The sequence below is a fragment of the Rhizobium halophilum genome (assembly GCF_021648825.1).
GTDB classification, from domain to species: Bacteria; Pseudomonadota; Alphaproteobacteria; order Rhizobiales; family Rhizobiaceae; genus Neorhizobium; species Neorhizobium halophilum.
On the sequence record NZ_JAKJHS010000009.1, the window covers coordinates 81,921 to 102,879 of the forward strand.

The 20,959-nt window shown below is 63.9% G+C and carries 24 protein-coding genes and 1 pseudogene; 15 read left to right on the forward strand and 10 right to left on the reverse strand.

What is annotated here, in order from left to right; genetic code table 11:
• Positions 1-179: 179 nt before the first annotated feature.
• Positions 180-815: an outer membrane protein gene (locus LXM96_RS16525; RefSeq protein ID WP_239999653.1), complete on the reverse strand. Its 636-nt coding sequence runs from the start codon at positions 813-815 to the stop codon at positions 180-182.
• Positions 816-1,169: 354 nt separating this feature from the next.
• Between LXM96_RS16525 and LXM96_RS16530 the strand changes: the two genes are divergently transcribed.
• Positions 1,170-2,633, forward strand: coding sequence for a protein adenylyltransferase SelO (locus LXM96_RS16530; RefSeq protein WP_239999654.1), 1,464 nt, complete (start codon positions 1,170-1,172; stop codon positions 2,631-2,633).
• A 42-nt stretch (positions 2,634-2,675) separates the two neighbouring features.
• On the opposite strand, the gene LXM96_RS16535 is transcribed toward LXM96_RS16530, so the two are convergent.
• From LXM96_RS16535 to LXM96_RS16570, 8 genes are all read right to left on the reverse strand, one after another.
• On the reverse strand, positions 2,676-3,326 hold the full coding sequence (locus LXM96_RS16535) for a carboxymuconolactone decarboxylase family protein (protein ID WP_239999655.1): 651 nt from the start codon (positions 3,324-3,326) through the stop codon (positions 2,676-2,678).
• A 112-nt stretch (positions 3,327-3,438) separates the two neighbouring features.
• Positions 3,439-4,404: a putative bifunctional diguanylate cyclase/phosphodiesterase gene (locus LXM96_RS16540; protein WP_239999731.1), complete on the reverse strand. Its 966-nt coding sequence runs from the start codon at positions 4,402-4,404 to the stop codon at positions 3,439-3,441.
• 65 nt (positions 4,405-4,469) lie between these two features.
• Entirely contained in the window at positions 4,470-5,207 is a 738-nt protein-coding gene (locus LXM96_RS16545) for a GAF domain-containing protein (protein ID WP_239999656.1), read from the reverse strand.
• A 300-nt stretch (positions 5,208-5,507) separates the two neighbouring features.
• On the reverse strand, positions 5,508-6,239 hold the full coding sequence (locus tag LXM96_RS16550; protein WP_239999657.1) for a catalase family protein: 732 nt from the start codon (positions 6,237-6,239) through the stop codon (positions 5,508-5,510).
• A gap of 9 nt (positions 6,240-6,248) precedes the next feature.
• Positions 6,249-6,638, reverse strand: a complete 390-nt coding sequence (locus tag LXM96_RS16555; RefSeq protein WP_239999658.1) for a catalase family protein — start codon at positions 6,636-6,638, stop codon at positions 6,249-6,251.
• Positions 6,635-8,887 carry a xanthine dehydrogenase family protein molybdopterin-binding subunit gene (locus LXM96_RS16560; RefSeq protein ID WP_239999659.1) on the reverse strand — a complete coding sequence of 751 codons (2,253 nt, stop codon included), beginning with the start codon at positions 8,885-8,887 and terminating at the stop codon, positions 6,635-6,637. Before LXM96_RS16560 ends, LXM96_RS16555 begins: the two co-directional genes overlap by 4 nt.
• A 13-nt stretch (positions 8,888-8,900) precedes the next feature.
• On the reverse strand, positions 8,901-9,917 hold the full coding sequence (locus tag LXM96_RS16565; RefSeq protein ID WP_239999660.1) for an FAD binding domain-containing protein: 1,017 nt from the start codon (positions 9,915-9,917) through the stop codon (positions 8,901-8,903).
• Entirely contained in the window at positions 9,914-10,438 is a 525-nt protein-coding gene (locus LXM96_RS16570; protein ID WP_239999661.1) for a (2Fe-2S)-binding protein, read from the reverse strand. The genes LXM96_RS16565 and LXM96_RS16570 overlap by 4 nt, the downstream gene beginning before the upstream one ends.
• Before the next feature lie 252 nt (positions 10,439-10,690).
• Here LXM96_RS16570 and LXM96_RS16575 point away from each other — a divergent pair, with 252 nt between their 5' ends.
• From LXM96_RS16575 to LXM96_RS16585, 3 genes are all read left to right on the forward strand, one after another.
• Positions 10,691-10,927 (forward strand): hypothetical protein, encoded by a 237-nt coding sequence (locus tag LXM96_RS16575; protein ID WP_052637585.1) that lies wholly within the window; start codon positions 10,691-10,693, stop codon positions 10,925-10,927.
• A 347-nt stretch (positions 10,928-11,274) separates the two neighbouring features.
• Complete coding sequence (locus tag LXM96_RS16580) at positions 11,275-11,979, forward strand: hypothetical protein (RefSeq protein WP_239999662.1); 705 nt, start codon at positions 11,275-11,277, stop codon at positions 11,977-11,979.
• The gene (locus LXM96_RS16585; protein ID WP_239999663.1) at positions 11,948-13,465 is read left to right on the forward strand and encodes a DNA-packaging protein; all 1,518 of its coding nucleotides are present in this window, start codon (positions 11,948-11,950) and stop codon (positions 13,463-13,465) included. Before LXM96_RS16580 ends, LXM96_RS16585 begins: the two co-directional genes overlap by 32 nt.
• Position 13,466: 1 nt before the next feature.
• On the opposite strand, the gene LXM96_RS16590 is transcribed toward LXM96_RS16585, so the two are convergent.
• Complete coding sequence (locus LXM96_RS16590; protein WP_156157123.1) at positions 13,467-13,607, reverse strand: hypothetical protein; 141 nt, start codon at positions 13,605-13,607, stop codon at positions 13,467-13,469.
• 155 nt (positions 13,608-13,762) lie between these two features.
• On the opposite strand from LXM96_RS16590, the gene LXM96_RS16595 reads away from it, so the two are divergent.
• The 11 genes and pseudogenes from LXM96_RS16595 to LXM96_RS16645 all read left to right on the forward strand — a co-directional run bounded on the left by LXM96_RS16595 (position 13,763) and on the right by LXM96_RS16645 (position 20,942).
• Complete coding sequence (locus LXM96_RS16595; protein WP_239999664.1) at positions 13,763-14,395, forward strand: glycoside hydrolase family 19 protein; 633 nt, start codon at positions 13,763-13,765, stop codon at positions 14,393-14,395.
• A gap of 71 nt (positions 14,396-14,466) precedes the next feature.
• Entirely contained in the window at positions 14,467-15,108 is a 642-nt protein-coding gene (locus LXM96_RS16600; protein ID WP_239999665.1) for a hypothetical protein, read from the forward strand.
• A gap of 36 nt (positions 15,109-15,144) precedes the next feature.
• A pseudogene (locus tag LXM96_RS16605) lies at positions 15,145-16,313 on the forward strand (phage portal protein).
• Between the two features lie 69 nt (positions 16,314-16,382).
• Positions 16,383-16,646 (forward strand): CopG family ribbon-helix-helix protein, encoded by a 264-nt coding sequence (locus tag LXM96_RS16610; protein WP_239999666.1) that lies wholly within the window; start codon positions 16,383-16,385, stop codon positions 16,644-16,646.
• Positions 16,646-16,954: a type II toxin-antitoxin system RelE/ParE family toxin gene (locus LXM96_RS16615; protein WP_239999667.1), complete on the forward strand. Its 309-nt coding sequence runs from the start codon at positions 16,646-16,648 to the stop codon at positions 16,952-16,954. Before LXM96_RS16610 ends, LXM96_RS16615 begins: the two co-directional genes overlap by 1 nt.
• 191 nt (positions 16,955-17,145) lie before the next feature.
• Entirely contained in the window at positions 17,146-17,463 is a 318-nt protein-coding gene (locus LXM96_RS16620) for a DUF6107 family protein (protein WP_052637596.1), read from the forward strand.
• A gap of 47 nt (positions 17,464-17,510) precedes the next feature.
• Positions 17,511-18,128, forward strand: coding sequence for an HK97 family phage prohead protease (locus LXM96_RS16625; protein ID WP_394801979.1), 618 nt, complete (start codon positions 17,511-17,513; stop codon positions 18,126-18,128).
• Entirely contained in the window at positions 18,125-19,396 is a 1,272-nt protein-coding gene (locus tag LXM96_RS16630; protein ID WP_239999668.1) for a phage major capsid protein, read from the forward strand. The genes LXM96_RS16625 and LXM96_RS16630 overlap by 4 nt, the downstream gene beginning before the upstream one ends.
• A 228-nt stretch (positions 19,397-19,624) precedes the next feature.
• Positions 19,625-20,194 (forward strand): head-tail connector protein, encoded by a 570-nt coding sequence (locus tag LXM96_RS16635; RefSeq protein WP_239999669.1) that lies wholly within the window; start codon positions 19,625-19,627, stop codon positions 20,192-20,194.
• Positions 20,194-20,526, forward strand: coding sequence for a phage head closure protein (locus LXM96_RS16640; RefSeq protein WP_239999670.1), 333 nt, complete (start codon positions 20,194-20,196; stop codon positions 20,524-20,526). The genes LXM96_RS16635 and LXM96_RS16640 overlap by 1 nt, the downstream gene beginning before the upstream one ends.
• A complete protein-coding gene (locus LXM96_RS16645; RefSeq protein ID WP_239999671.1) occupies positions 20,523-20,942 on the forward strand; it encodes a DUF3168 domain-containing protein in 420 nt (139 codons plus the stop codon). Before LXM96_RS16640 ends, LXM96_RS16645 begins: the two co-directional genes overlap by 4 nt.
• The last annotated feature ends 17 nt before the right edge of the window (positions 20,943-20,959 follow it).

Genomic DNA, 20,959 nt, shown 5'->3' on the forward strand with positions numbered 1-20,959 from the left:
CTCCATTCGCTGCCCCAAGGCTAGAAGAGTCGCTTGTGGTTGTCTGTAGCAAGGAAGCAACTTATGGCAGAAATGACGGACGCTGTCGGTTGTCGCCTGATGCCCGGTTCGGGAGCCATGGCCACTGACAACAAAAAAAGGGCCCCGGTTGAGGCCCTTTTTTATGAGATCCGGGAGGATCAGAACTTCACACCGATGCCCACCTGGACGACGTGCTGGTCGAAGTCCGCATCGAAGGCGCCAAGGTCAGCGTTGCTGTAGTCGTTGTAACGATATTCCAGACGACCGAAGACGTTGTCGGTGAAGGCGTGATCGATGCCTGCGCCCAGCGTCCAGCCGTGGGCTGTATCGCTTTCATCGACGCCGGCGCCACTGAGTTCAACATTTGTTGCCGTCCAGCCACCTGCTGCGTAGATCAGCGTACGATCCATGGCATAGCCGACGCGGCCACGAACGGAGCCGGAGAAGCCAGTTTCGCCATCGACGCCTGTCGTGCCGATCTCGTCTTCGTTCCAGTCGTAGTTGATGTCACCTTCGAGACCGGCGACGAAGCCGTTGGACATCTGCCAGTTGTAGCCGACAAAGCCACCGAAGCGACCGCCGTCGAAGTTGCCGCTACCAGCAAGGCCATCCACGTCACTATCGCCCCAGCCGTATCCGCCGTGCAAACCGATGTAGGGGCCGCTCCAGCTGAAAGCAGCCGGCATTTCAACGGCAGCCGGAGCTTCCGGAATGTATTCCACCGCGTCGGCGGCGAGAGCTGAGGAGGATGCAACCATTGCAACGCTCGCAGCCAGGAACAGGATTCTCTTCATGATAGTCTCCTTACTCGATTGCGGATGATTAAGGGGTAAAACCATTTCGCTCATAAAGCTGTAACTGAATTACAACAGCTTTTTGTAAATGAGAAGTAGTCGTACCGGTCCCCGTCCGTCCGTAGTTGATGATGCCGGAAGAACGAGGCTGCTCGTCGCCAGTTCCGCTGGTTCCGCGCGCTGATCACGAAGAAAATGCGCTGTTGCGGATCTGCATCACTGGCCTCTCGGCCTGGTCCCTCGCGTCCTTTCGAAGGAAGCGACGCGATTGAGGCGCAACCATGGCGCCGGCTTCCTTGTTGGGGAAGGACAGGTTCCCCATTTCTGTGGGAACGGACGACGAAGGAGCCATTCTTGTTCCAGTTTGACAATTCCTATGCCCGCCTTCCGGATCACTTCTATGCCTCCGTCTATCCCGAGCCGGTGGAGGGGCCGGTGCTCCTGAAGTTCAACGAGGCGCTGGCTGAGGAGCTAGGCATTGGGGCCGATCTCTCCGATCCCGCACGCCTTGCCGCCATCCTTGCCGGCAATGTTGTCCCGCAGGGCGCAACGCCTCTCGCCATGGCCTATGCCGGTCATCAGTTCGGCTCCTTCGTGCCGCAGCTCGGCGATGGCCGCGCCATTCTGCTCGGCGAGGTGGTCGATCGAAGTGGCACGCGGCGCGACATCCAGTTGAAGGGCGCCGGCCCGACGCCGTTTTCCCGCCGGGGCGACGGCCGGGCGGCGCTGGGGCCGGTGCTGCGCGAATACATCCTCTCCGAAGCCATGCACGCGCTCGGGATCCGTGCGACCCGAGCGCTGGCAGCGGTCGCCACCGGTGAGCAGGTCTACCGGGAAACGCCGCAGCCGGGCGCCGTCTTCGTGCGGGTTGCCGCAAGCCATGTTCGCATCGGCACCTTCCAGTATTTCGCCGCGCGGCAGGATGTCGAAGGTTTGCGCATCCTTGCCGACTACGTGATCGACCGCCACTATCCGGAGCTGAAGGAAAGGGAGAGGCCTTACCTCGACCTGCTGCGCGCCGTGGCCTTTGCCCAGGCGGATCTTGTCGCCCGCTGGCTGGGTGTCGGCTTCATCCATGGCGTGATGAACACCGACAACATGACCCTCTCAGGCGAGACGATCGACTTTGGCCCCTGCGCATTCCTCGATGAATACGATCAGATGAAGGTCTTCTCCTCCATCGACCAGGGCGGCCGCTACGCCTATCGCAACCAACCGGGGATCGCGCAGTGGAATATCGCCCGGCTTGCCGAATGCCTGCTGCCGCTGATCGACGACGACCAGGACAAGGCGGTTCTATCGGCCAACCACGTGCTGAGCGAGTTCGGTGAGCGTTTCCAGACGCAGTGGCTCGCCGTCTTCCGCCGCAAGCTGGGCTTTTTGGAGGAAGAGGAGGGGGACGGCGATCTGGTTCAGGGCCTGTTGTCAGCCATGCAGGAGGGCGAGGCAGACTTCACGCGGACGTTCCGGCAACTATGCCATGTGGCGGGTGGCGAAAGCGACGAGCTCTTCCTCTCGTTGTTCAAGGACCCTTCGGGCGCGTCGGGATGGCTGTCGCGCTGGCGCACGCGGCTGGAGCAGGAAAAAGCGCTCCCACAGGAGCGGGCGTCCGCCATGCGTGCCGTCAACCCCGCGATCATTCCGCGCAACCACAAGGTGGAGGAAGCTCTCGCTGCCGCCAACTACGGTGACCTGAGCTTCTTCGAACGCCTGCTGCAGGCGCTGGAAAAGCCGTATGAAGATCACGTCGAGTTTGCCGATTATGCCGTTCCGCCAAAACCGGAGGAGCGCGTGCTGCAGACATTCTGCGGCACGTGATCCCTTTGCGAGTGCCGGCAGGGGCTCGATCGCTGCCGGTGGCTAGGGCCCCGCTGTCGCAGCGCTTGCCGGATCGGGCGCGGTGTGTGCAGCGGGAGCGCTGAACCCGCCTTCGATCGGGCGCCCGACGGCGAGCGTCTTGATCAGCGAGGGCGAAAGCCGCTCCCGGTATGCGCTGTCGGGTTCTGCACCCAGGGCATCCAGCGTCTTGCTGAAAAAGCACCGAACAGCGGCGGCGGCCGTGATGTCGAAGATTTCCGCGTCCGAAAATCCATGCGACTTCAGGCGCGAAACATCCTCGTTGCTGATGGATGAGGCGTCGCGCACCACTTTGGCCGCAAATCGCATCATTTCCCGCTCGGCCTCATCGAGCGGTGCATGAGGGCCGCCGGTCACGGTTTCTGCAAGCTGCGTGTCGCTGAAGCCTTCTCGCAGCAGAACCGTGCCATGGGCCAGCACGCAATAGGAAGACTTCAGTTCCTTTGCCGCCGCAAGCGTCACCAGTTCGTAACGGCGAAGGCTCATATGTCCGCGGATGCTGGCCAGAAGCGCTCCCCATTTCTCCATCACTTCGGGCCGATGCCCGAAGATCTTGTACATGTTGGGTAGGTACCCGTAGCTCTCCTCGGCAGCCGTATACATGGCGGCGGCGGAGATGCTGGCTTCCGGTGTGGGTGTCGAGATGAAGGGCATGGCTGATCCTCCTTTGACAAAGGCAGAATAGCCCAATTCACCCGTCAGACAAATGTCAGCGCTGCGCCGCCGCAGCGGCCTTCACAACCTCGGTGAAGCGATCAGGGTGCCTTCAAGCGACAGAGGCAACCGATCCTTCGATCGCCTTGCGGTAGAAATGGTCGAACGCCTCAAGCTCCAGCGGCCGGGCGAAGAGATAGCCCTGGCCTTCGTCGCAGCCCATCACGCGCAGGAGTTCTGCAGCCTCCGGCACCTCGATGCCTTCGGCCACCACACGGTAGCCCATCTCGTGGGAGAGCTTGATCATCGAATGCACGAGCTTCTGCTCGCGCGAGCCGTCGCCGAGCGCGCGGATGAAGGACTGGTCGATCTTCACGACGCTCACGGGAAGGCGTTGCAGATAGGAAAGGCTGCTGTATCCGGTGCCGAAGTCGTCGATCGCCAAACCGATGCCGCACTCCACGAGCCGGTCAAGCTTGGCCAGCACCTGCGCGCTGTTTTGCATGAGCGACCCTTCGGTCAATTCGATCTCGAGCAGGCTGCAAGGAACGTCGTGCTGTGCGAGGACGCTTAGGATTTCCTCCACCACGTCTTCCTTCAGATTGCTCGCGGCGAAGTTCACCGAGAGCTTCATGGCGAAGCCTTGTGCGCGCCAGGCGCTGAGCTGCCGTACCGCCTTGTCGAGCACCCAGCGGGTCATGGGCCAGGCAAGCCCACTGTTTTCCAGGATGGGCACGAATTCCGTGGGGGAAATGGGGCCGAGCCGCGGGTGCTGCCAGCGGAGCAATGCTTCTGCGGAACGGATCTCGCCCGAGGAAAGGTCCACGCGCGGTTGGAGCACGATGCGCAGTTGTTCGGGATCGAGGAGAGCAGCCGGGAAATCGTTCAGCAGGCGGAAGGTCCGCCGGTATTTCAGATCATGGCTGTCGCTGAAGGCGCCGATGTTTTGCTCGCGTGCGCGGGTCTCCTGCACGGCGCTAGAGAGGGACCTGAGGCAGTCCGCCGGCGAAGAGAGACCGGGCTCGAACCCTGTCATCGCACAGACCGGCGTCACCGAATACTTGATTTGCGACTCCACCAATTCGATTTCCAGCAACCTGACGAGCTCCGATCTGTAGCTGCCGGCATCGACGCCGCGCGGCGCTAGATAGACAAATTGTGCGGGCGAGACATGGTAGACCTTGTGGGCCGGCCCGAGGAATGTCTTGAGCGCGCGTGCGGCCTCTTGATGACCTGATCGCACACCGTTGGACCCATGACGGCCGAAAGGCGCTCCATCTCATGGGACTGGGCCAGGTCGAGCGCAACCGCGAGCCTCTCCGTCTCGGGCGCGTCGCGCGCCAGATCGGCAAGGTCGTCGCTAAACTGGAGCCGGTTCGGCAGCCCGCTAATCTGATCAATCCGTCCAAAGGCGTGCTGTAGTTCGATCTGCGCCATGACCATGGACGCCAGATCTTGTAGGGCCGCGGATTCGGCGTCCGTGATCCGGCGCGGTTCCGTGCCGAGCACGCAAAGCGCGCCCAGACTGTAGCCCTCGCGGGTGGTGAGCGGCGCACCGGCGTAGAAACGGACGCCATTCATGCGCAGCAGGCTGTCGCAGTAATAGGCGTCCTTGTCGAAGTCCTCGATCACGAGGAGCTTTGCTGTATCCGCGACCTCGCCGCAAGGCGCCTTTTCGCGGGGAATGGTGTTATGGTCGATGCCGATCTTTGACTTGAACCACTGCCGGTCACTGTCTGTCAGGGAAACGGCGGCGACCGGAAGCTGGAAGATCTGGCTGGCCAATCGCGTGATGCGATCGAAACTTTCGCTTGCCGGCGTGTCGAGGAGATTGAGGCTTGTCAGCGCATGGAGGCGCTTTTCTTCGTGTGTCGCGGGCATGCTGGGCTTCCGGTTGATGGATAATGCCTAACAAAGCCTTCTTTCATTCCGTTTAAACGAGTTGGTTAACGGAAAAGGCCGCACGCCGCTCCACATCACCGAGTCTGGCTCTTCCGCGGTGATAGCATTGGACACCGGCGCCTCCATCTGCCAAGAGCAACCGGGGGCGCGACTGCCGTTATCTTTAGAACGGGGTCGGGCGACCGATTGACGTCACGTTGCTGCCGCGAGATCACGCTGGCCGTCCCTGCAACAACAGACCACCCAACTTGGATTGTGCCGCTTCGTCGTTCCCGCTCCTCAGATGCGCATGGTCGCACCAGCGGCACGGCCATCGCCGAACGGACACGTGACCGGCTCCCGCACCGACGTCTCGTTTCCCTCGGAGCGGAAGGCGGCGGAGCGTTCGTAGGAGAGCTTCCTCAGCCGCATGATCGAACCAAGCGGCCGATGTGCCGCTAGTCCGTTCCACGGGCTAAAATGCATGCCGTCGTCCACTTGCCGCGACAGCTCTTCGCTCCACGCCTCCTGCGGACCGGCGGTGATGGTGGCCACCGTGATGAACGGGCTCTTCGCTTCATCCCAGGCATCGACGCCTTCCACCGGCATCGTCTCCAGATCGGTGCAGAGCTGGACCTGCAGGTGCCAGACGGCGGTTTCGTTGTCGAAGAAAGTTTCGGTTTCGTGGCGCAGGATTTCGGCATCCTTGGAGGTGTCGACCGTGGTGCCCGTCAGCGCCTTCAGGTTGGCGGAGGCGGGGACGACGCCGATCTTGGCGATATAATCGCCGAAGCGCAGCGGCAGCTGGGCAAAGAAGCTTTCACCAAGAATATGGGTTTCAGGATTGCCGCCCAGCGCCTTCAGCGCCGCACTTTCCTTGCCCACACTTTCCAGCGCGCTTTCAACACCCTTGAACACCTTGGAGATGACCTCCTTGGCACCGTCCATCCGGTCGGTAGTGGCTGCGAGCAGGCGGGCGTTCTGCAGGAAAGCCTTGCCGGACGGGGAGTTGAACTCCTTGCCATTGACCATCACGAAGTCCTAGCTGGTGGACTGTGCCGAACCCGGCAGCCGCGGACCTTCCACGTTCAGCACCTTCAGCGCCATGCCCCGCGGCGTCGAGACGCTGTCATGCAAGAGGTCGCCGGGGGTGGTGGAAAGGCGAACCACCGCCTCAGAACGGCCGGGCTTGGCAAACAGCCCCTGCGCCAGTTCCGGTGGCAGGTCCTCCAGCACCTCGAAGCTGGCGGCCAGCAGGCCGTGGCTCTTGGCATGCACGGCGCGGATCGCGTGACCGGAATTTTCATAGGTTGTTTCGCAGATCGAGATCATCGTTTCGGCGATCTTGCGGCTGGTTTCCGCTTCGTCGGGTTCGAGTTTCTCGACATCCGCCGTGTAGCGGACGGGGGTGACGGACAGACGGCTGATCATTGCCCAGGAAGTCCTTCCATGATCTTGTCGATGGTGATCGGGAAATGACGGTGGCGGGTGCCGGTGGCGTGGAAGATCGCGTTGGCAACGGCGGCGCCGACGCCGACGATACCGATCTCGCCCAGTCCCTTGACCCCGATGGGGCTTGCCTTGTCATCCTCTTCCTCGACGAAGATGACGTCGATGTCATGGATGTCGGCATGGGCCGGCACGTGATATTCGGCGAGGTTGTGGTTCATGATCCGCCCGGTGCGGTGGTCGATCATGCCTTCCTCGTGCAGCGCCATGCCAAGCCCCATGACGACGCCGCCCAGAATCTGGCTGCGGGCCGTCTTCGGGTTGATGATCTTGCCGGCGGCAATCGCACTCACCACCCGCGTCACCCGCGGCACGCCAAGCTCGGCATCAATCCTGACTTCCACGAAGACGGCGGAATGGGTGTAGCTGATATATTTCTTCGCCTGTTCCTGGTCCGGCTCCACCTTGCCGTGCCCTTCCACTGACGACATCTCGTTGCTGCCGAGAATGTCGGCGATTGCAAGCCCGAGCTGGTCATTGCGGTCGAGCACGAGGCGGTTGTCGCGAATGGCGAGATCCTCGACGGCAGCACCCTTGAGCGGCGAGTTGTCCATTTTCTGCGCAAGCGACAGAAGCGTTTTCTTGATCTCCAGGCAGCCGGCCTGAACGGCCGAGCCGGACGAGGCGGCCGTCCAGGATCCACCTTCGACGGCCGTCTTCGGCAGGCTGGAATCGCCGATCAGGACGCTGACGCGGTCGATCGTTTGGCCGAGATTCTGCGCGGCAATCTGCGCGAGGATCGTGTAGGTGCCGGTGCCGATGTCCGACGCTGCCGCCGAAACGGTGATCTTGCCGTCCGGAAAGAGCCGTACCTTGGCTTCGGCAGGCGAAAGGGTCGCCTCCCAAACGCCGGTTGCCACGCCCCAACCGACAAGATCCTGGCCGTCGCGCATGGAGCCGGGCTCATGGCTGCGCTTGTCCCAGCCAAAGCGCTCCGCCCCCTCGCGATAGCAAAGGTCGAGCGCCTTGGAGGTCAGTTGCAGATCGTCGTTCTGATCGTAGGTGACGAAGTTTTTCCCCCTAAGTTCCAGGGGGTCCATGCCGACCTCGTAGGCGAGTTCGTCGATGGCCGATTCCAGCGCCAGAAAGCCGGTGGCAGCACCCGGAGCGCGCATGTCGCCCGGTGTCGACATGGTCGTCTTGGCAAGTTCGTAGGACAGCCTGACGTTGTCGCACTTGTAGGTGAGGCCGGACCAGTTGACGACGTTTTCCTGGTAGTCCTCGTAAAGCGACGTGGCTTGCACCGCATGGTGGCGGACCGACATCAGCCGGCCGTCGGCATCGGCGGCCACCTGCATGCGCTGGACGGTTGCCGGGCGCCAGGTGAGATAGAACATTTCGCGCCGGCTCATCTCCACCCTGACGGAACGCTTCAGGTCGAGGCTTGCCATGACCGCGAAGATCAGTTGGTGCTTGGGGCGAAGGCCGGAGCCGAAGGCGCCGCCGACATAGGCGTTCACCACCCGCACCTGTTCCGGCTTCAGCCCGAAGACGCCGCAGACGAGGTCGTGGCTGTTTTGCGAGCCTTGCGTCTTGTCGTAGACGGTGAGCGTCCCGTCTTCGCTCCGGATGACGGAGGTACCGAAGAGCTCCATCGGATTGTGGTGCTCGCCTTCCTGCACATATTCCGCATCGATCTTGAAGGGCGCTGCGTCATAGGCGGCTTCGGCGTCGCCACGCGGGTCCGTCGGAAGGAAGTCCTCCTTGCGCGGCTCCGGCGGTACGTAGCTTTTCGCCTGCTCCACCTCGATATCGGTATGCGGCGCGTCGGCAGCATAATCGACGCGGATCAGATCGGCAGCGTCGCGGGCGGCCTCGAAGGTTTCGGCAATCACCAGTGCGATCGGCTGGCCATCGTAGAGGATGCGGTCGTTCTCCAGCGGCCGGAACGGGTGGCCGGGAAGCGCGACCTCGTCCTTCCAGGCATCATCCGACGAGGCCAGAGCGGGGCGGTTCTTGTGGGTATACACCTTCACCACACCCGGATAGGCTTCCGCCTTGGATGTGTCGATGGAGGCGATCCGGCCGCTCGCGACCGTCGCGTAAAAGGCATGACCGAAGAGCATGCCGGGATCGTGGTACTCGGCGGCATAAGGGGCGGTGCCGGTGACCTTGAGCGGGCCGTCGATGCGCGGCAGCGGAGACCCGAAGACGTTTTTCTCGTTCAGCATGAGGGGATCTCCTTCAGCGGATCTGCTTGTCGGACTGGACCTGGGGCGTGCCGGCGGCGGCCTGCTTCAGCGCCCGGACGATCGCTTTGCGAGCCATCGGGATCTTGAAGTCGTTGTCGCCCTGGCCTTCAGCGCCAGCGAGCAACCGGTCAGCGAGCGCCGCGAAGGTCTCTTCCGTTGCCGGCTGGCCAGCGAATTCGGCTTCTGCCAGGCTGTCCCGCCAGGGCTTGTGCGCAACACCGCCGAGCGCGATGCGCATGTCAACGATCATGCCGTTCTTCACGTCTAGCGCGGCGGCGACCGAGACGAGCGCGAAGGCGTAGGAGAGCCGGTCACGCAGCTTCAGGTAGCTGTGATGGCCGGCGAAGTGATTGCCCTCCAGCCGCACCGCCGTGATGATCTCGCCGTGGCGCATGGTGTTATCGCGCTCGGGATGATCGTCGGGGAGGCGGTGGAAGTCGGAGAACGGAATGTCGCGGCGGCCGTCCGGTCCCTCGACCTCGACGATCGCGGCAAGGGCGGCAAGGGCCACGCACATGTCCGACGGGTGCGTGGCGATGCAGTGCTCGCTGGCCCCGAGGATCGCATGAATACGGTTGACGCCGCCGATGGCGCCGCAGCCGGAGCCGGGCTCGCGCTTGTTGCAGGGCGTCGACGGGTCGTAGAAGTAATAGCAGCGGGTTCGCTGCAGGAGGTTTCCGCCGGTGGTGGCGGCGTTGCGAAGCTGCGGCGAGGCGCCGGCGAGGATCGCGCTGCAAAGCAGCGGGTAGCGCTCGGTGACGGCCGGGTGATGGGCAACTGTGGCGTTGGAGACGAGCGCCCCGATGCGGATCGAGCCGTCGGGCAGTTCCTCGATCTCCTTCAGCGGCAAGCGGTTGATGTCGACGATCGCCGCGGGGCGCTCGACATCATATTTCATCAGGTCGATCAGGTTGGTGCCGCCCGCGAGCAGCCGGGCCGTCGGGTTGGCGGCAAGGGCGGCCATGGCATCGCCGAGCGTTTCGGCGCGGGTATAGGAAAAGGGCCTCATTCCGCAGCCTCCCGCATGCCGACCTTCACTTCCTGGTCCATGACGTCCTGGATCGCATCGGCGATGTTGGTATAGGCGCCGCAGCGACAGAGATTGCCGCTCATCATCTCGCGGATTTCCTCGCGGCTTCTGCCGTGACCCTCCCTGAGAAGGGCCACGGCGGAACAGACCTGCCCGGGTGTGCAATAGCCGCACTGGTAGGCGTCGTGCTCCACGAAGGCCTTCTGCACCGGGTGCATGTCGTCCGGCGTGCCGAGGCCTTCGATGGTGGTGACGTTTGTGCCGTCGAGGGTGACGGCGAGCTTGAGGCAGGAGTTGATCCGCTCGCCATCGATCAGCACCGTGCAGGCGCCGCACTGGCCGTGGTCGCAGCCCTTCTTGGTGCCGCTGAGCTGCAGGGAGGGGCCGCGAAGCAGGTCGAGCAGCGTGACCCACGGGTGGATTTCGAGGTCGTGGCGGTGGCCGTTGATGGTCAGTGCAACCCGCGTCTTCGGCTGCGCATGTGCCGTGGCGATGTCCATGAAGAGCCCTTTCCGGAAAGTGGTGCCGTGGTAACGGAAGGGCTTTGCGATTGTTCCGGCACGGTCTGACTGATGCGGAGGGCGGCAGTTCACGGCATTGCGGAGGACGAGCGGAAGCCCAGCGTACCAAGCAGAGCTGTCGCCGGAGGGCGTGTATCCTGGCGCCGATCTCTTTTGCCGAACTTTCTGGGGAACATAGACTTTAGTATACTGTTAATCGAGGCATCACCCACTGCGACAAGGTGACCGATCATGCTTCGATTAAGCCAACTCGGATTTTGTGCGCTGGCCTTCATCGCGCTTCAGCTTGCCATCGGCACCGGACTTCGCGTCGGTGGCTGGACGGGGTTCTGGATGGCGGCGGTATCCATATTCCTGCTGGTCCTGCTGGTCATCGAGGAGATGGCCGGGGTAGACCTCAAGAAATCGATGATATCGCAGCCGCAGGAAGAGCGGCGAAGGCGGGAACGCAACCGCGACCGCTGGTGAGGCCGAACCAGTTTCTTGTTTCCCTTCAATGCCTTGCGCGACCGAAGACGGACCAGTCGGTCTTCTCGGACTAAGCCAGCGCTCTTCGATCGTTGCAGAGGTGGTGGTTTATTCGCTACATAAAATCACCGTGATAGGAATTTAATCCTTGACGGCGTTACGGTCGTCTGGTAGGGTTCAGGCATAGTCGAAGATCTGTAGCCGGCCGGCAGCCGGTTGCAGAGCTTCCAGTCAAAGCTGGCCCGGCCCCCTGCGCCGGGCCTTTTTTCGTTCTGACGCCGGATGCCCCTGTCGCCGGAGCCCCTTGCCGGGCTCGCCGGGCGACGGCGCGTGGCTGGAGATTTGCCGTGGATCATGCCGATCAACCCGAAGCCGTCGATCCGCTGGCGGTGGACCTTGCGCTGTTCGGCTGCTGGGAGGCCGCACCCGCCTATCGCGACGCGCTGCCGGAAGGCGATGTGCTGGCCGAGGATGTGCGGGCGGTGGTGCTTGAGACGAAGTCCGCGGAAGGGGCGCAGGTTTCCGCGGCGGACGGGCTGCGGCGGCTCCTGAACGAGATGACGGTGGAGATGCGCGGTCAGTTCGACGCCTTTCGCAAGATGCGGATTGCGGCCGAGGGCCTACTTGCCGGTGGCGACGAGACGGCGGGAAAGCTTGCCCGCGCCGACATCAAGGCAGCGACCGACGCCATGTCGCTGATCGTCCGCACGCTGGAAAAGGTCGACAGCCTGCAGCGCCAGCTTGCCCGTGACCGCGAGGACGAGGCGGAGCGCGCGGCAGAGGCAAGCGGCTATGGGGAGGCGAAGGAACGCTTCATCCAGATGATCAAGGACCGTGCCGATGAAGATGCCTTCCGTCTTTACGAGGCCTGGAAGCGGGATGGTCCGCCAACCTGGGTATCGGAGCGTCTCGGCGACCAAGCCAGACAGCCAGCGGACGATCAGGCTGCGAAACGAGAAGCTTCTGGGCAAAACGGTGAAGGTGTCGTCGGACATGGGCCGAGGCTTCGAGAGGATTATCGTGGCCCGGGAAAGGGCGAAGCGCACGGCTGACCTGGGTGCGGCGCTCGTCGGATCGATGCACGACGATGCGAAGTCAGTGTCGCCTGAGACCTCTACTCTCGAAGGTGAGATGTCGCGGGAGACAAGAGAGCAGGCTCTCTGCCCTAGCGGCTTGCAGGAGTTTAGCTCCGGCGACGCAGGGGTACCCCCCTCTGCCCTGTCGGGCATCTCCCCCTCAAGGGGGGAGATCGAAGGACCGGGTGCGCCACCTTTTCTCACCACGGGAAGAGAAGATCCGTACGAAGATTTCCACATCGGGTTCGAACGCGAGTGGCGCTTTGCCGGCCGGCGCGAGCAAAGGCCGCCGCCGGGGGACTGGCGGACGTGGCTGGTCATGGGCGGGCGCGGTTCGGGCAAGACGAGGGCTGGGGCGGAATGGGTGCAGGCGCTGGTCTGTGCCGATGGGAACCGCTCGGAGCTTCGGATCGCGCTGGTGGCGGAGACGCTGGGCGAGGCGCGCGAGGTGATGGTGGACGGGGTTTCCGGCATCTGCCGGATCGCTCGCGGGCGCCAGAGGCCCGAGTTCGAGATCTCGCGCCGGCGGATCATCTGGCCGAACGGGGCGGTGGCGCAGGTCTTCTCCTCGGAAGATCCGGAAAGCCTGCGCGGGCCGCAGTTCCATTACGCCTGGTGCGACGAGTTGGCGAAGTGGAAGCATGCGGAGGAGACCTTCGACATGCTGCAATTCGGCTTAAGACTCGGCCGTGAACCGCGGCAGCTGGTGACGACGACGCCGCGGCCGGCGCCGCTCCTGAAACGGCTGATGGCCGACGCCGGCACGCGGCTGGTGCGGATCGCCACCAGGGACAATGCCGGGAATCTGGCGCCCGGCTTCCTCGTCGAGCTGCAGAAGCGCTATGGCGGCACGAGGCTTGGGCGGCAGGAAATCGACGGCGAACTGATCGAGGACCGCGAGGACGCGCTGTGGAAGCGCGCCGAGATCGAGGCCTGCACCATCCGGGTGACGGAGGCGCTGCGGCGCATCGTCGTGGCGGTCGATCCGCCGTCGGGCTCCGGCGAGCATTCCTGCTGCGGCATTGTCGTGGCGGGGCTGGATGCCGGCGGACGGGCGGTGGTGCTGGCGGATTGTTCCGTTGAGGGCATGACGCCGGCCGGCTGGGCGAAGGCGGTGGCGAACACCTACCGACGCTTTGCTGCCGACCGGATCGTCGCCGAGGTAAACCAGGGTGGCGAGATGGTGGCGGCGATGCTGAGAAGCGTCGACGTGTCCCTGCCGCTGACGCAGGTCAGGGCAACGCGCGGCAAATACCTGCGGGCCGAGCCGGTAGCCGCCCTCTACGAGCAGCGGCGGGTGGTGCATGCGGGGCGGTTCGTGGAACTGGAAGATCAGATGTGTGATTTCGGGCCGGAGGGCTTGTCCTCGGGCCGCTCGCCCGACCGGCTGGACGCGCTGGTCTGGGCGCTCACGGCTCTCCTGATCGAGGGGCATGGAGAGCCGCGGGTGCGGGGGATCTAGGTTATTCGGCTGCCTGAAGACGCGGCTGGGGTGCCGCGTTTTCCCGCATCTGGCGCCATTCGGATTCAAGACGATCGAGAACGTGCTGCGGTATCGGCTGCTGCTTGGGCTGCGGGGCCGGGGCTTGCGGGTTCATCATCATGATCTCTCCATCTCAAAGGCCGACCAAAACGTCCTGTGGCACCGTTGGTTCCACAAGATGAAGGAATTGTAAATCGAGCCCTAACCACTTCAAACGATTTAGTTTTTCTAAACCGATTGAAAGAGGGCGAATTCTTCCCGATGGAGTTAACAGGCATGGTTTCCACGGCGATCGACCGACCCTTCTTCTTTGCGCGGGTAAGGCAGAAGCCGTTCCAAGGGCGGCTGACGCAGCGGCAGGTAGATGGGCTCTCGGCCATTCTCGATGGCTGGTGCGCACGCACCGGGGACGACGGCGCGGCGACGGGCAGGCGCGAGCTCGCTTACGTGCTGGCGACGGCCTTCCACGAGACCGCAGCGAGCATGCAGCCGGTGCGCGAAACGCTGGCGCGGACAGATGCCGAGGCGATCCGCCGGCTGGACGCCGCCTTTGCGTCCGGGCGGCTTGGGACGGTGAAGGCACCCTACTGGCGGCGAGACGGGGACCACAAATCCTGGTTTGGTCGGGGGCTTGTGCAACTTACCCACCGGCGCAACTACGAGATTATGTCGGAAGTGACAGGGGTGGACCTCGTTTCGGACCCGTGCCAGGCGATGGAAATGGACGTGTCGGTGGCGATCCTGATCGAGGGCATGCGCCGCGGCAGCTTCACCGGCCACCGCCTGGAGGACTATTTCGGGTCGGGACGCGAGGACTGGGTGGGGGCGCGCAAGATCATCAATGGGCGGGACCGCGCGACCCTCGTGGCGGGGCATGCACGGAACTTCGCGCGGGCACTCAGTTGTTGATGTCCCCTCCAGCGGAACCTGATCTGCTGCCGCCCCGTTGCGTCCGCTCATGATGGTCAGGGATAAGCCGCATGTGGACTTGGCTCAGCGAGAATAACGGTGTCGTGTCGGCGGTTGCGAGCGTCGCAACGCTGTTTGTATGGGTGCTTTATCTGCAGCTGTTCTACAGGAGCTACCGGCACCAGTTGCGGCCGAAGATCATGATCACGCGCGGGGGCGGACATTCGCTTACAGCCCGTTGCATGGTCACGAATATGAGCCCAGAGATCGTCTTCCTTCAGGCGATCATCGTCAGGCTGAACTTCGGAGGCGGTGACCTGCTTTGTTCGCTAAGCGATGTGGAGCGAGTGGCGGCTCAAGGGCGTGACCAGCGAAGCGAGCTCTTCCAGGGGCCGCTGTCAAGTGGCGACTATCTTGATCTCGGCTCGTTTGAGGATCTGGTAAAGGCGGCCATGGCAAGCTGTGCACCGGACGGTGTGATCGATGAGCTACAGGAGCTCGGCATTACCGCCATTGGCACCTATACCTGGCATGATCAGCTGGTTGCCGCGGAGCGGGTTTTCGTTGTGCGTGATCACAGCGGAAAGAGGCTGCTAAAGTCGGAGCAGCCGATGGCCCGGCAGATCCGCTCGCGGCGCGAAAAACGCCGACTTCTGAATGTGCTACGGGACCAGGCGAGCGACGTGTCCGTGGGCGTGGCATCGGCGGATTAACGCGCGGCGTTCCTTTAAACAACAGGGTGGAAAAAGATGAGATTTCCAGTGAAGCTGCCGTGGGTGACCGCGGACGGGCGCGAACGCGTGGGCGGCGCACCGGATGTCGAGGCCAAGGCTGCGGGCGGCTTCGCGATCCTGGCGGGCGAGGGGACGGCTCACTGGTCCGGCCGCTCCTATGGCGGGCTGGGGCGGGCTTCATGAAGAACCCGGTGGCGCACCGGGCCGTGCGGCTGGTGGCCGAGGCGGCCTCGGTCCCATGGCTTGCCTACGAGGGCGAGGGGGAGGTGAGCGCGCATCCGGCGCTGGCGCTGCTTTCGCAGCCGAACGGGCGCCAGGCGGGGCCGGATTTCTTCCAGGCGCTCTACGGCCACCTGATGCTTTCCGGCAATGCCTATGTCGAGCCGCTGGTGCTGGGCGACGCTCTGCGGGAACTGCATCTGTTGCGGCCGGACCGGGTGAGCGTGGTGGAGGGCCGCGACGGCTGGATCACCGCCTATGACTACCGGGCGGGCAATGTGACGCGGCGGCTGCCGGCGGAGGGCGGCAACGGGATTTCGCTCCTGCACCTGAAACTCTTCCATCCGCTCGACGACCATCTGGGCTTTCCGCCACTCGCGTCGGCGGGTGCTGCGCTCGACCTGCACAATGCGGCGGGCGAATGGAACAAGGCGCTGCTCGACAATTCCGCCCGACCCTCCGGGGCGCTGGTATACCAGCCGAAGGAGGGTGGCAATCTGTCCGCTGACCAGTACGAGCGGCTGAAGGCCGAGCTGGAAAGCGGCTATGCCGGCGCGGTGAATGCCGGGCGGCCGCTGCTGCTCGAAGGCGGGCTCGACTGGAAGTCGATGGGGCTTTCGCCAAAGGACATGGATTTCATCGAGGCGAAGAACGCCGCTGCCCGCGACATCGCGCTGTCGCTCGGCGTGCCGCCGATGCTGATCGGCATCCCGGGCGACAATACCTATGCCAACTACCAGGAAGCGAACCGCGCCTTCTACCGGCTGACGGTGGTGCCGCTGCTGGCGCGGACTGCCGCAAGCTTCTCCGCCTGGCTGTCGGAGGCCTATGGCGAGGCGCTGCGGCTGGAGCCGGACCTGGATCGGATCGCGGGCTTGTCCGCAGAGCGGGATGCGCTCTGGGCAAGGGTGGGGGCGGCGGAGTTTTTGACCGAGAAGGAGAAGCGGCAGGCGGTGGGGTATTGAGGGCGATTGCGGGAACCGGGGAAGGGGCGTAAGGTTTGTAATACGTCGTATTACAAACAGGAGCAGACCATGGCTGATAAACCCGCTCTGTCCGATCCGATCACCCTGCGGCTGCCGTTGGATATTCTCCAGGATATCGAAAAGATTGCCGAGACTGCGGATCGTAGCCGGTCCTGGGTGATCGTGCGGGCGCTGAAATATTATCTTATGGCGGAGGGGGCGGAGATGCTCAGTATCCGCCGGGGCCTGGAAGACGTCGAGGCAGGACGCACCGTGGACGCCGAAGAGCTTTTCGCGGAGCTGGATCGTCTCAATCGTGAGGCTGCCGCCTGATGAAGGTGCGCTTCTCGGAGGAAGCGACGCGGTACGTCGAACGAGAGCGGGCTTATCTCGCTCAGTTCGGACGCAGGACCGCCGTTGCCTTCTCTGAGCAGATCAAGAAGGCGGCGCGACTCCTCAGCGAACATCCTCGCGTTGGTGTCGTTGTGGCACCAGCCGACGGCGTGCGACGCTTCGTTACGGCTCCTTACCATTTGGATTATATTCTGCGGGAAGACCACATCGTGATCGTGTCTATCATGCATGCGAGACAGGGACCCGCCGATCTCGAGAAAGATGCCGATCTGGAGGAAGGCGCTTGAGGGGTATTCCCGAGCGCCGCAACCTCAACCAGCGTGTAAAGCTTCTCACCCAGATTCTGAACAACCAGAATCGCTGCACGAACATCCCGCGCCAACCGATTCAAATGAATCGGCAATCGGATGCCGGGGCGGCGGGCCGGTGATCGTCGGACGCTGGTCTATGCATTCAACCTAATCAAGGAAGGTTAACAATGGCTGACCTTGGCAACGAGGCTGGCGTCCTGGCGGCGAAGGCGGCCGGGGCGGCGGCGGGCGCGGGGGTGTCGCTCATCTACCTGTTGCCGAAGAGCCGGCGCGAGGCGGCGAGCCGCTTCTTCACCGGGCTCTGCTGCGGGCTGATCTTCGGCAAGCCGACCGGCCTGTGGCTCTCCGACAGGATGGGGATCGCGGACGAGCTGACCGGGCTGGAAATTTCACTTACCGGCTCGGCGGCAGCAAGCCTTCTCGCTTGGTGGGTGCTCGGCGCGCTCGTGCGCGTGGCGGAGCGATGGGGCAAGCGGGCGGGCTGATCCTCCGCCGGTTCTCGAACAGACAATCAAGATTGCAGGAGACTTTCATGCACGCTGACCGCGGGCCCCGCACTCCTATGGGCAAGCCCATGCGCCCGATACTGCGCCCGAGCGCGCGGAAGTTCGCCAATCTGGAACTGGCGGGTGTTTCCGGCGACGGGACGTTCTCGGGCTATGCCTCGGTGTTCGGCGAGGTCGATCTCGGCAAGGACAGGATCGAGCGCGGGGCCTTTGCCAATTCTCTCGTCGAGCGGGGCGCGCGCGGCGTGCGCATGCTCTACCAGCATGATCCGGCAGAACCGATCGGCGCCTGGACGGTGATCCGCGAGGATGCCCGCGGCCTGTATGTCGAGGGACGGCTGGCGCCGGGCGTGGGACGCGCGGCAGAGGTCTTTTCGCTGATGAAATCCGGGGCGCTGGACGGCTTGTCGATCGGCTTCCGGACGGTGAAGGCGCGTTCCGACCCGAAGAGCGGGGTGCGGCGCATCCTGGAGGCGGACCTCTGGGAGATCTCGGTGGTGACGTTCCCGATGCTGCCCTCGGCGCGCGTCTCCGACGTCAAGCATGCGCGGTTCTTCCGCGACCGGGAAACCGAGCTCGTCCGCCAGATGCGGCGGGCGGCGAAGATGATGTTGAAACCCAGCTTCAAAGGAAAAGCGACATGACGGACATGGGAAAGACGGCGCCCGAGGTGAAGGCCCCGGAAGTCAAAGGAGTGCCGGAGACGGTGACGGCGGCCTTCGACGAGTTCATGGAGGCCTTCGAAGCCTTCAAGGACGTCAACGACCGGCGGCTGGGGGAGATCGAGCAGAAGCTGACGGCCGACGTCGTGACGCGCGACAAGATGGACCGCATCAACCGGGCGATGGACGAGCAGAAGAAGGTGCTCGACCAGATGCTGCTGAAGAAGGCGCGCCCGGCGCTCGGTTCCTCCCAGGGCCGTGAGCTTTCGCCGGAGGCCGAGGAGCACAAGGCCGCCTTCGACGCCTATGTTCGCCGCGGCGACGAGGCCGGGCTGCGCGAGCTGGAGGCAAAGGCATTTTCCGCGACCGCCGGAGCTGATGGCGGCTATCTGGTGCCGCCGGAAACCGATACCGGGATCGGGCGGCGGGTTTCGGTCGTGTCGCCCATGCGGGCGCTTTCCACCGTGCGGACCGTATCAACGGCCGTGCTGAAGAAGCCGTTCGCCACCGCCGGACTTTCGACCGGCTGGGTGGCGGAAACGGCAGCGCGGCCGCAGACGGCGACGCCGCAGCTTGCTGAACTCTCCTTCCCGACCATGGAACTCTATGCCATGCCGGCGGCGACGCAGGCGCTGCTGGACGATGCGGCCGTCGACATCGAGGCCTGGATCGCCGGCGAGATCGACATCGTCTTCGCCGAGCAGGAAGGCGACGCCTTCATCCGCGGCGACGGGGTGAACAAGCCGAAGGGTTTTCTGTCCTATACGGCGGTGGCCGACAGCACCTGGACGTGGGGCAATCTCGGCTACATCGCCACGGGTGCGGCCGGCGCCTGGAAAACGACAGGGCCGTCGGACACACTGATTGACGTCATCTACGCGCTGAAGGCCGGCCACCGCCAGAACGGCACCTTCATGATGAACCGCAAGTCTCAAGGTGACGTGCGCAAGTTCAAGGATGCCGACGGCAATTACCTTTGGCGGCCGCCGGCAAGCGCCGGGCAGCCGGCCTCGCTGATGGGCTTCCCGATCGCCGAGGCCGAGGAAATGCCGGATGTCGGCGCCAATGCGCTCGCCGCGGCTTTTGGCGACTTCCGCTCCGGCTATCTCGTCATTGATCGCGCGGGCGTGCGCATCCTGCGCGACCCGTACTCGGCCAAGCCCTACGTGCTCTTCTACACGACCAAGCGCGTCGGCGGCGGAGTGCAGAATTTTGAAGCGATCAAGCTGGTGAAGTTTGCGGCGAGCTGATCGCCGATACCCCCTCACCAAGTTCGCCTCGCCAATCGGCTTTGCCTCTTGGGGCGAACTATCCTCTCCCACAAGGGGAGAGGATACAGTGCCGCGCCCTCGGCGCCCTCCCTCTCCCCTTGTGGGAGAGGTTACAAAATCGAAGGCTTAGCCGTAGGCTAAACGTCAGATTTTGCTGGTGAGGGGGCCATGGCGACGACCTTTCCCTAATCATTTTCGGACACCCCCATGACCTATGCCCAGACCACTCCGCCTTCCGCGGAGCCGCTGACGCTTGCCGAGGTGAGGGCGCATCTGCGTCTTGATGATGCGCAAGAGGATGCGCTGCTCTCCTCGCTCATCGCCACGGCGCGCGAGCACCTGGAGCGCGAGACCGGGCTCTGCCTGATGGCGCAGGCCTGGCGGCTCTATCTCGACGACTGGCCGGCGGACGGCATCGTCCGGATTGCGAAATCGCCGGTGCAAGCGATTCAGACTGTTACCATTTTCGATGCCGATGGCGCGCCGCTTCAAGTTCCACTTGAGGATCATTTTCTCGACGGGGCGGGGCGACCGGCAAGGCTCTGGCTGCGCAATCCGCCGGCGCCGGGCCAGCCGCTGAACGGTATCGAGATCGAGTTTTCAGCCGGCTTCGGCGAGGCGGGAACCGACGTGCCGGACACGCTGAAGCGGGCGATGCTGATCCATGTCGGCCACATGTTCGCCTTCCGCGGGGTGATCTCGCCCGACCAGCAGCCGGCCGGCATTCCCGATGGCTACGAGCGGTTGATCGCTCCGTTCCGGATGCGGAGGCTCTGATGGCCGACATCTTCGATCCGGGACAGATGACGGCGCGGCTGGTTCTCGAGGCGCCGGTGGAGATGCCGGACGGCCAGGGCGGCGTGACGGTGACCTGGGAAGAGGTGCGCTCGCTCTGGGCGCGGATGGAGCCCGTGCGGGTTTCGGAGCGGCAGGAGGCGGGGGCGGAAAGCGTCACCATCAGCCACCGGATCTGGATATGGTTTCGCGAGGATGTCGTGGCCGGACAGCGATTCCGGAAGGATGCGCGGCTGTTTGCGGTGACGCTGGTGCGCGATCCGGACGAGACGCGGCGGTTTCTCGTCTGTCATTGCGAGGAGGCGTCAGCATGAGCGCGGCAAATGCACTGCTGGCGGCGATCCATGCACGGCTTGCCGCCGATCCCCAGCTTATGTCGATGATCGCAACGGATGGCATCCGCGACCGGCTGCTGCCGCGCCCGGTGCTGCCTACGCTCGTCATCGGCGAGATTGAGACGCGCGACTATTCCACCGCCACCGAGGCGGGCGAGGAGCATCGGCTGGTGCTGGAGGTCTGGTCTGAGGCGGCCGGACGGCGAGAGGCCGAGGAGATTGCCGAACGGGTGCGGGTGCTGCTGCAGGATGCGGCGCTGACCTTGTCCGGCCACGTGCTGGTGAGCCTGGCGCATGAGCGGACACGGACGCGGCGGCAGGCAAAGACGGCCTGTTTTGCCTCTGAGCTGCGGTTCAGGGCGGTGACGGAGCCGCTGGAGCCTGTTTCTCCATAAGCATCGCGAACTTACTC

Coding starts and splice junctions, on each gene's coding strand:
- LXM96_RS16525 (WP_239999653.1), bottom strand. CDS start 815: ATGAAGAGAATCCTGTTCCTGGCTGCGAGCGTTGCAATGGTTGCATCC.
- LXM96_RS16535 (WP_239999655.1), bottom strand. CDS start 3,326: ATGCCCTTCATCTCGACACCCACACCGGAAGCCAGCATCTCCGCCGCC.
- LXM96_RS16545 (WP_239999656.1), bottom strand. CDS start 5,207: ATGCCCGCGACACACGAAGAAAAGCGCCTCCATGCGCTGACAAGCCTC.
- LXM96_RS16550 (WP_239999657.1), bottom strand. CDS start 6,239: ATGGTCAATGGCAAGGAGTTCAACTCCCCGTCCGGCAAGGCTTTCCTG.
- LXM96_RS16555 (WP_239999658.1), bottom strand. CDS start 6,638: ATGATCAGCCGTCTGTCCGTCACCCCCGTCCGCTACACGGCGGATGTC.
- LXM96_RS16560 (WP_239999659.1), bottom strand. CDS start 8,887: ATGCTGAACGAGAAAAACGTCTTCGGGTCTCCGCTGCCGCGCATCGAC.
- LXM96_RS16565 (WP_239999660.1), bottom strand. CDS start 9,917: ATGAGGCCCTTTTCCTATACCCGCGCCGAAACGCTCGGCGATGCCATG.
- LXM96_RS16570 (WP_239999661.1), bottom strand. CDS start 10,438: ATGGACATCGCCACGGCACATGCGCAGCCGAAGACGCGGGTTGCACTG.
- LXM96_RS16575 (WP_052637585.1), top strand. CDS start 10,691: ATGCTTCGATTAAGCCAACTCGGATTTTGTGCGCTGGCCTTCATCGCG.
- LXM96_RS16590 (WP_156157123.1), bottom strand. CDS start 13,607: ATGATGATGAACCCGCAAGCCCCGGCCCCGCAGCCCAAGCAGCAGCCG.
- LXM96_RS16595 (WP_239999664.1), top strand. CDS start 13,763: ATGGTTTCCACGGCGATCGACCGACCCTTCTTCTTTGCGCGGGTAAGG.
- LXM96_RS16600 (WP_239999665.1), top strand. CDS start 14,467: ATGTGGACTTGGCTCAGCGAGAATAACGGTGTCGTGTCGGCGGTTGCG.
- LXM96_RS16610 (WP_239999666.1), top strand. CDS start 16,383: ATGGCTGATAAACCCGCTCTGTCCGATCCGATCACCCTGCGGCTGCCG.
- LXM96_RS16615 (WP_239999667.1), top strand. CDS start 16,646: ATGAAGGTGCGCTTCTCGGAGGAAGCGACGCGGTACGTCGAACGAGAG.
- LXM96_RS16620 (WP_052637596.1), top strand. CDS start 17,146: ATGGCTGACCTTGGCAACGAGGCTGGCGTCCTGGCGGCGAAGGCGGCC.
- LXM96_RS16625 (WP_394801979.1), top strand. CDS start 17,511: ATGCACGCTGACCGCGGGCCCCGCACTCCTATGGGCAAGCCCATGCGC.
- LXM96_RS16630 (WP_239999668.1), top strand. CDS start 18,125: ATGACGGACATGGGAAAGACGGCGCCCGAGGTGAAGGCCCCGGAAGTC.
- LXM96_RS16635 (WP_239999669.1), top strand. CDS start 19,625: ATGACCTATGCCCAGACCACTCCGCCTTCCGCGGAGCCGCTGACGCTT.
- LXM96_RS16640 (WP_239999670.1), top strand. CDS start 20,194: ATGGCCGACATCTTCGATCCGGGACAGATGACGGCGCGGCTGGTTCTC.
- LXM96_RS16645 (WP_239999671.1), top strand. CDS start 20,523: ATGAGCGCGGCAAATGCACTGCTGGCGGCGATCCATGCACGGCTTGCC.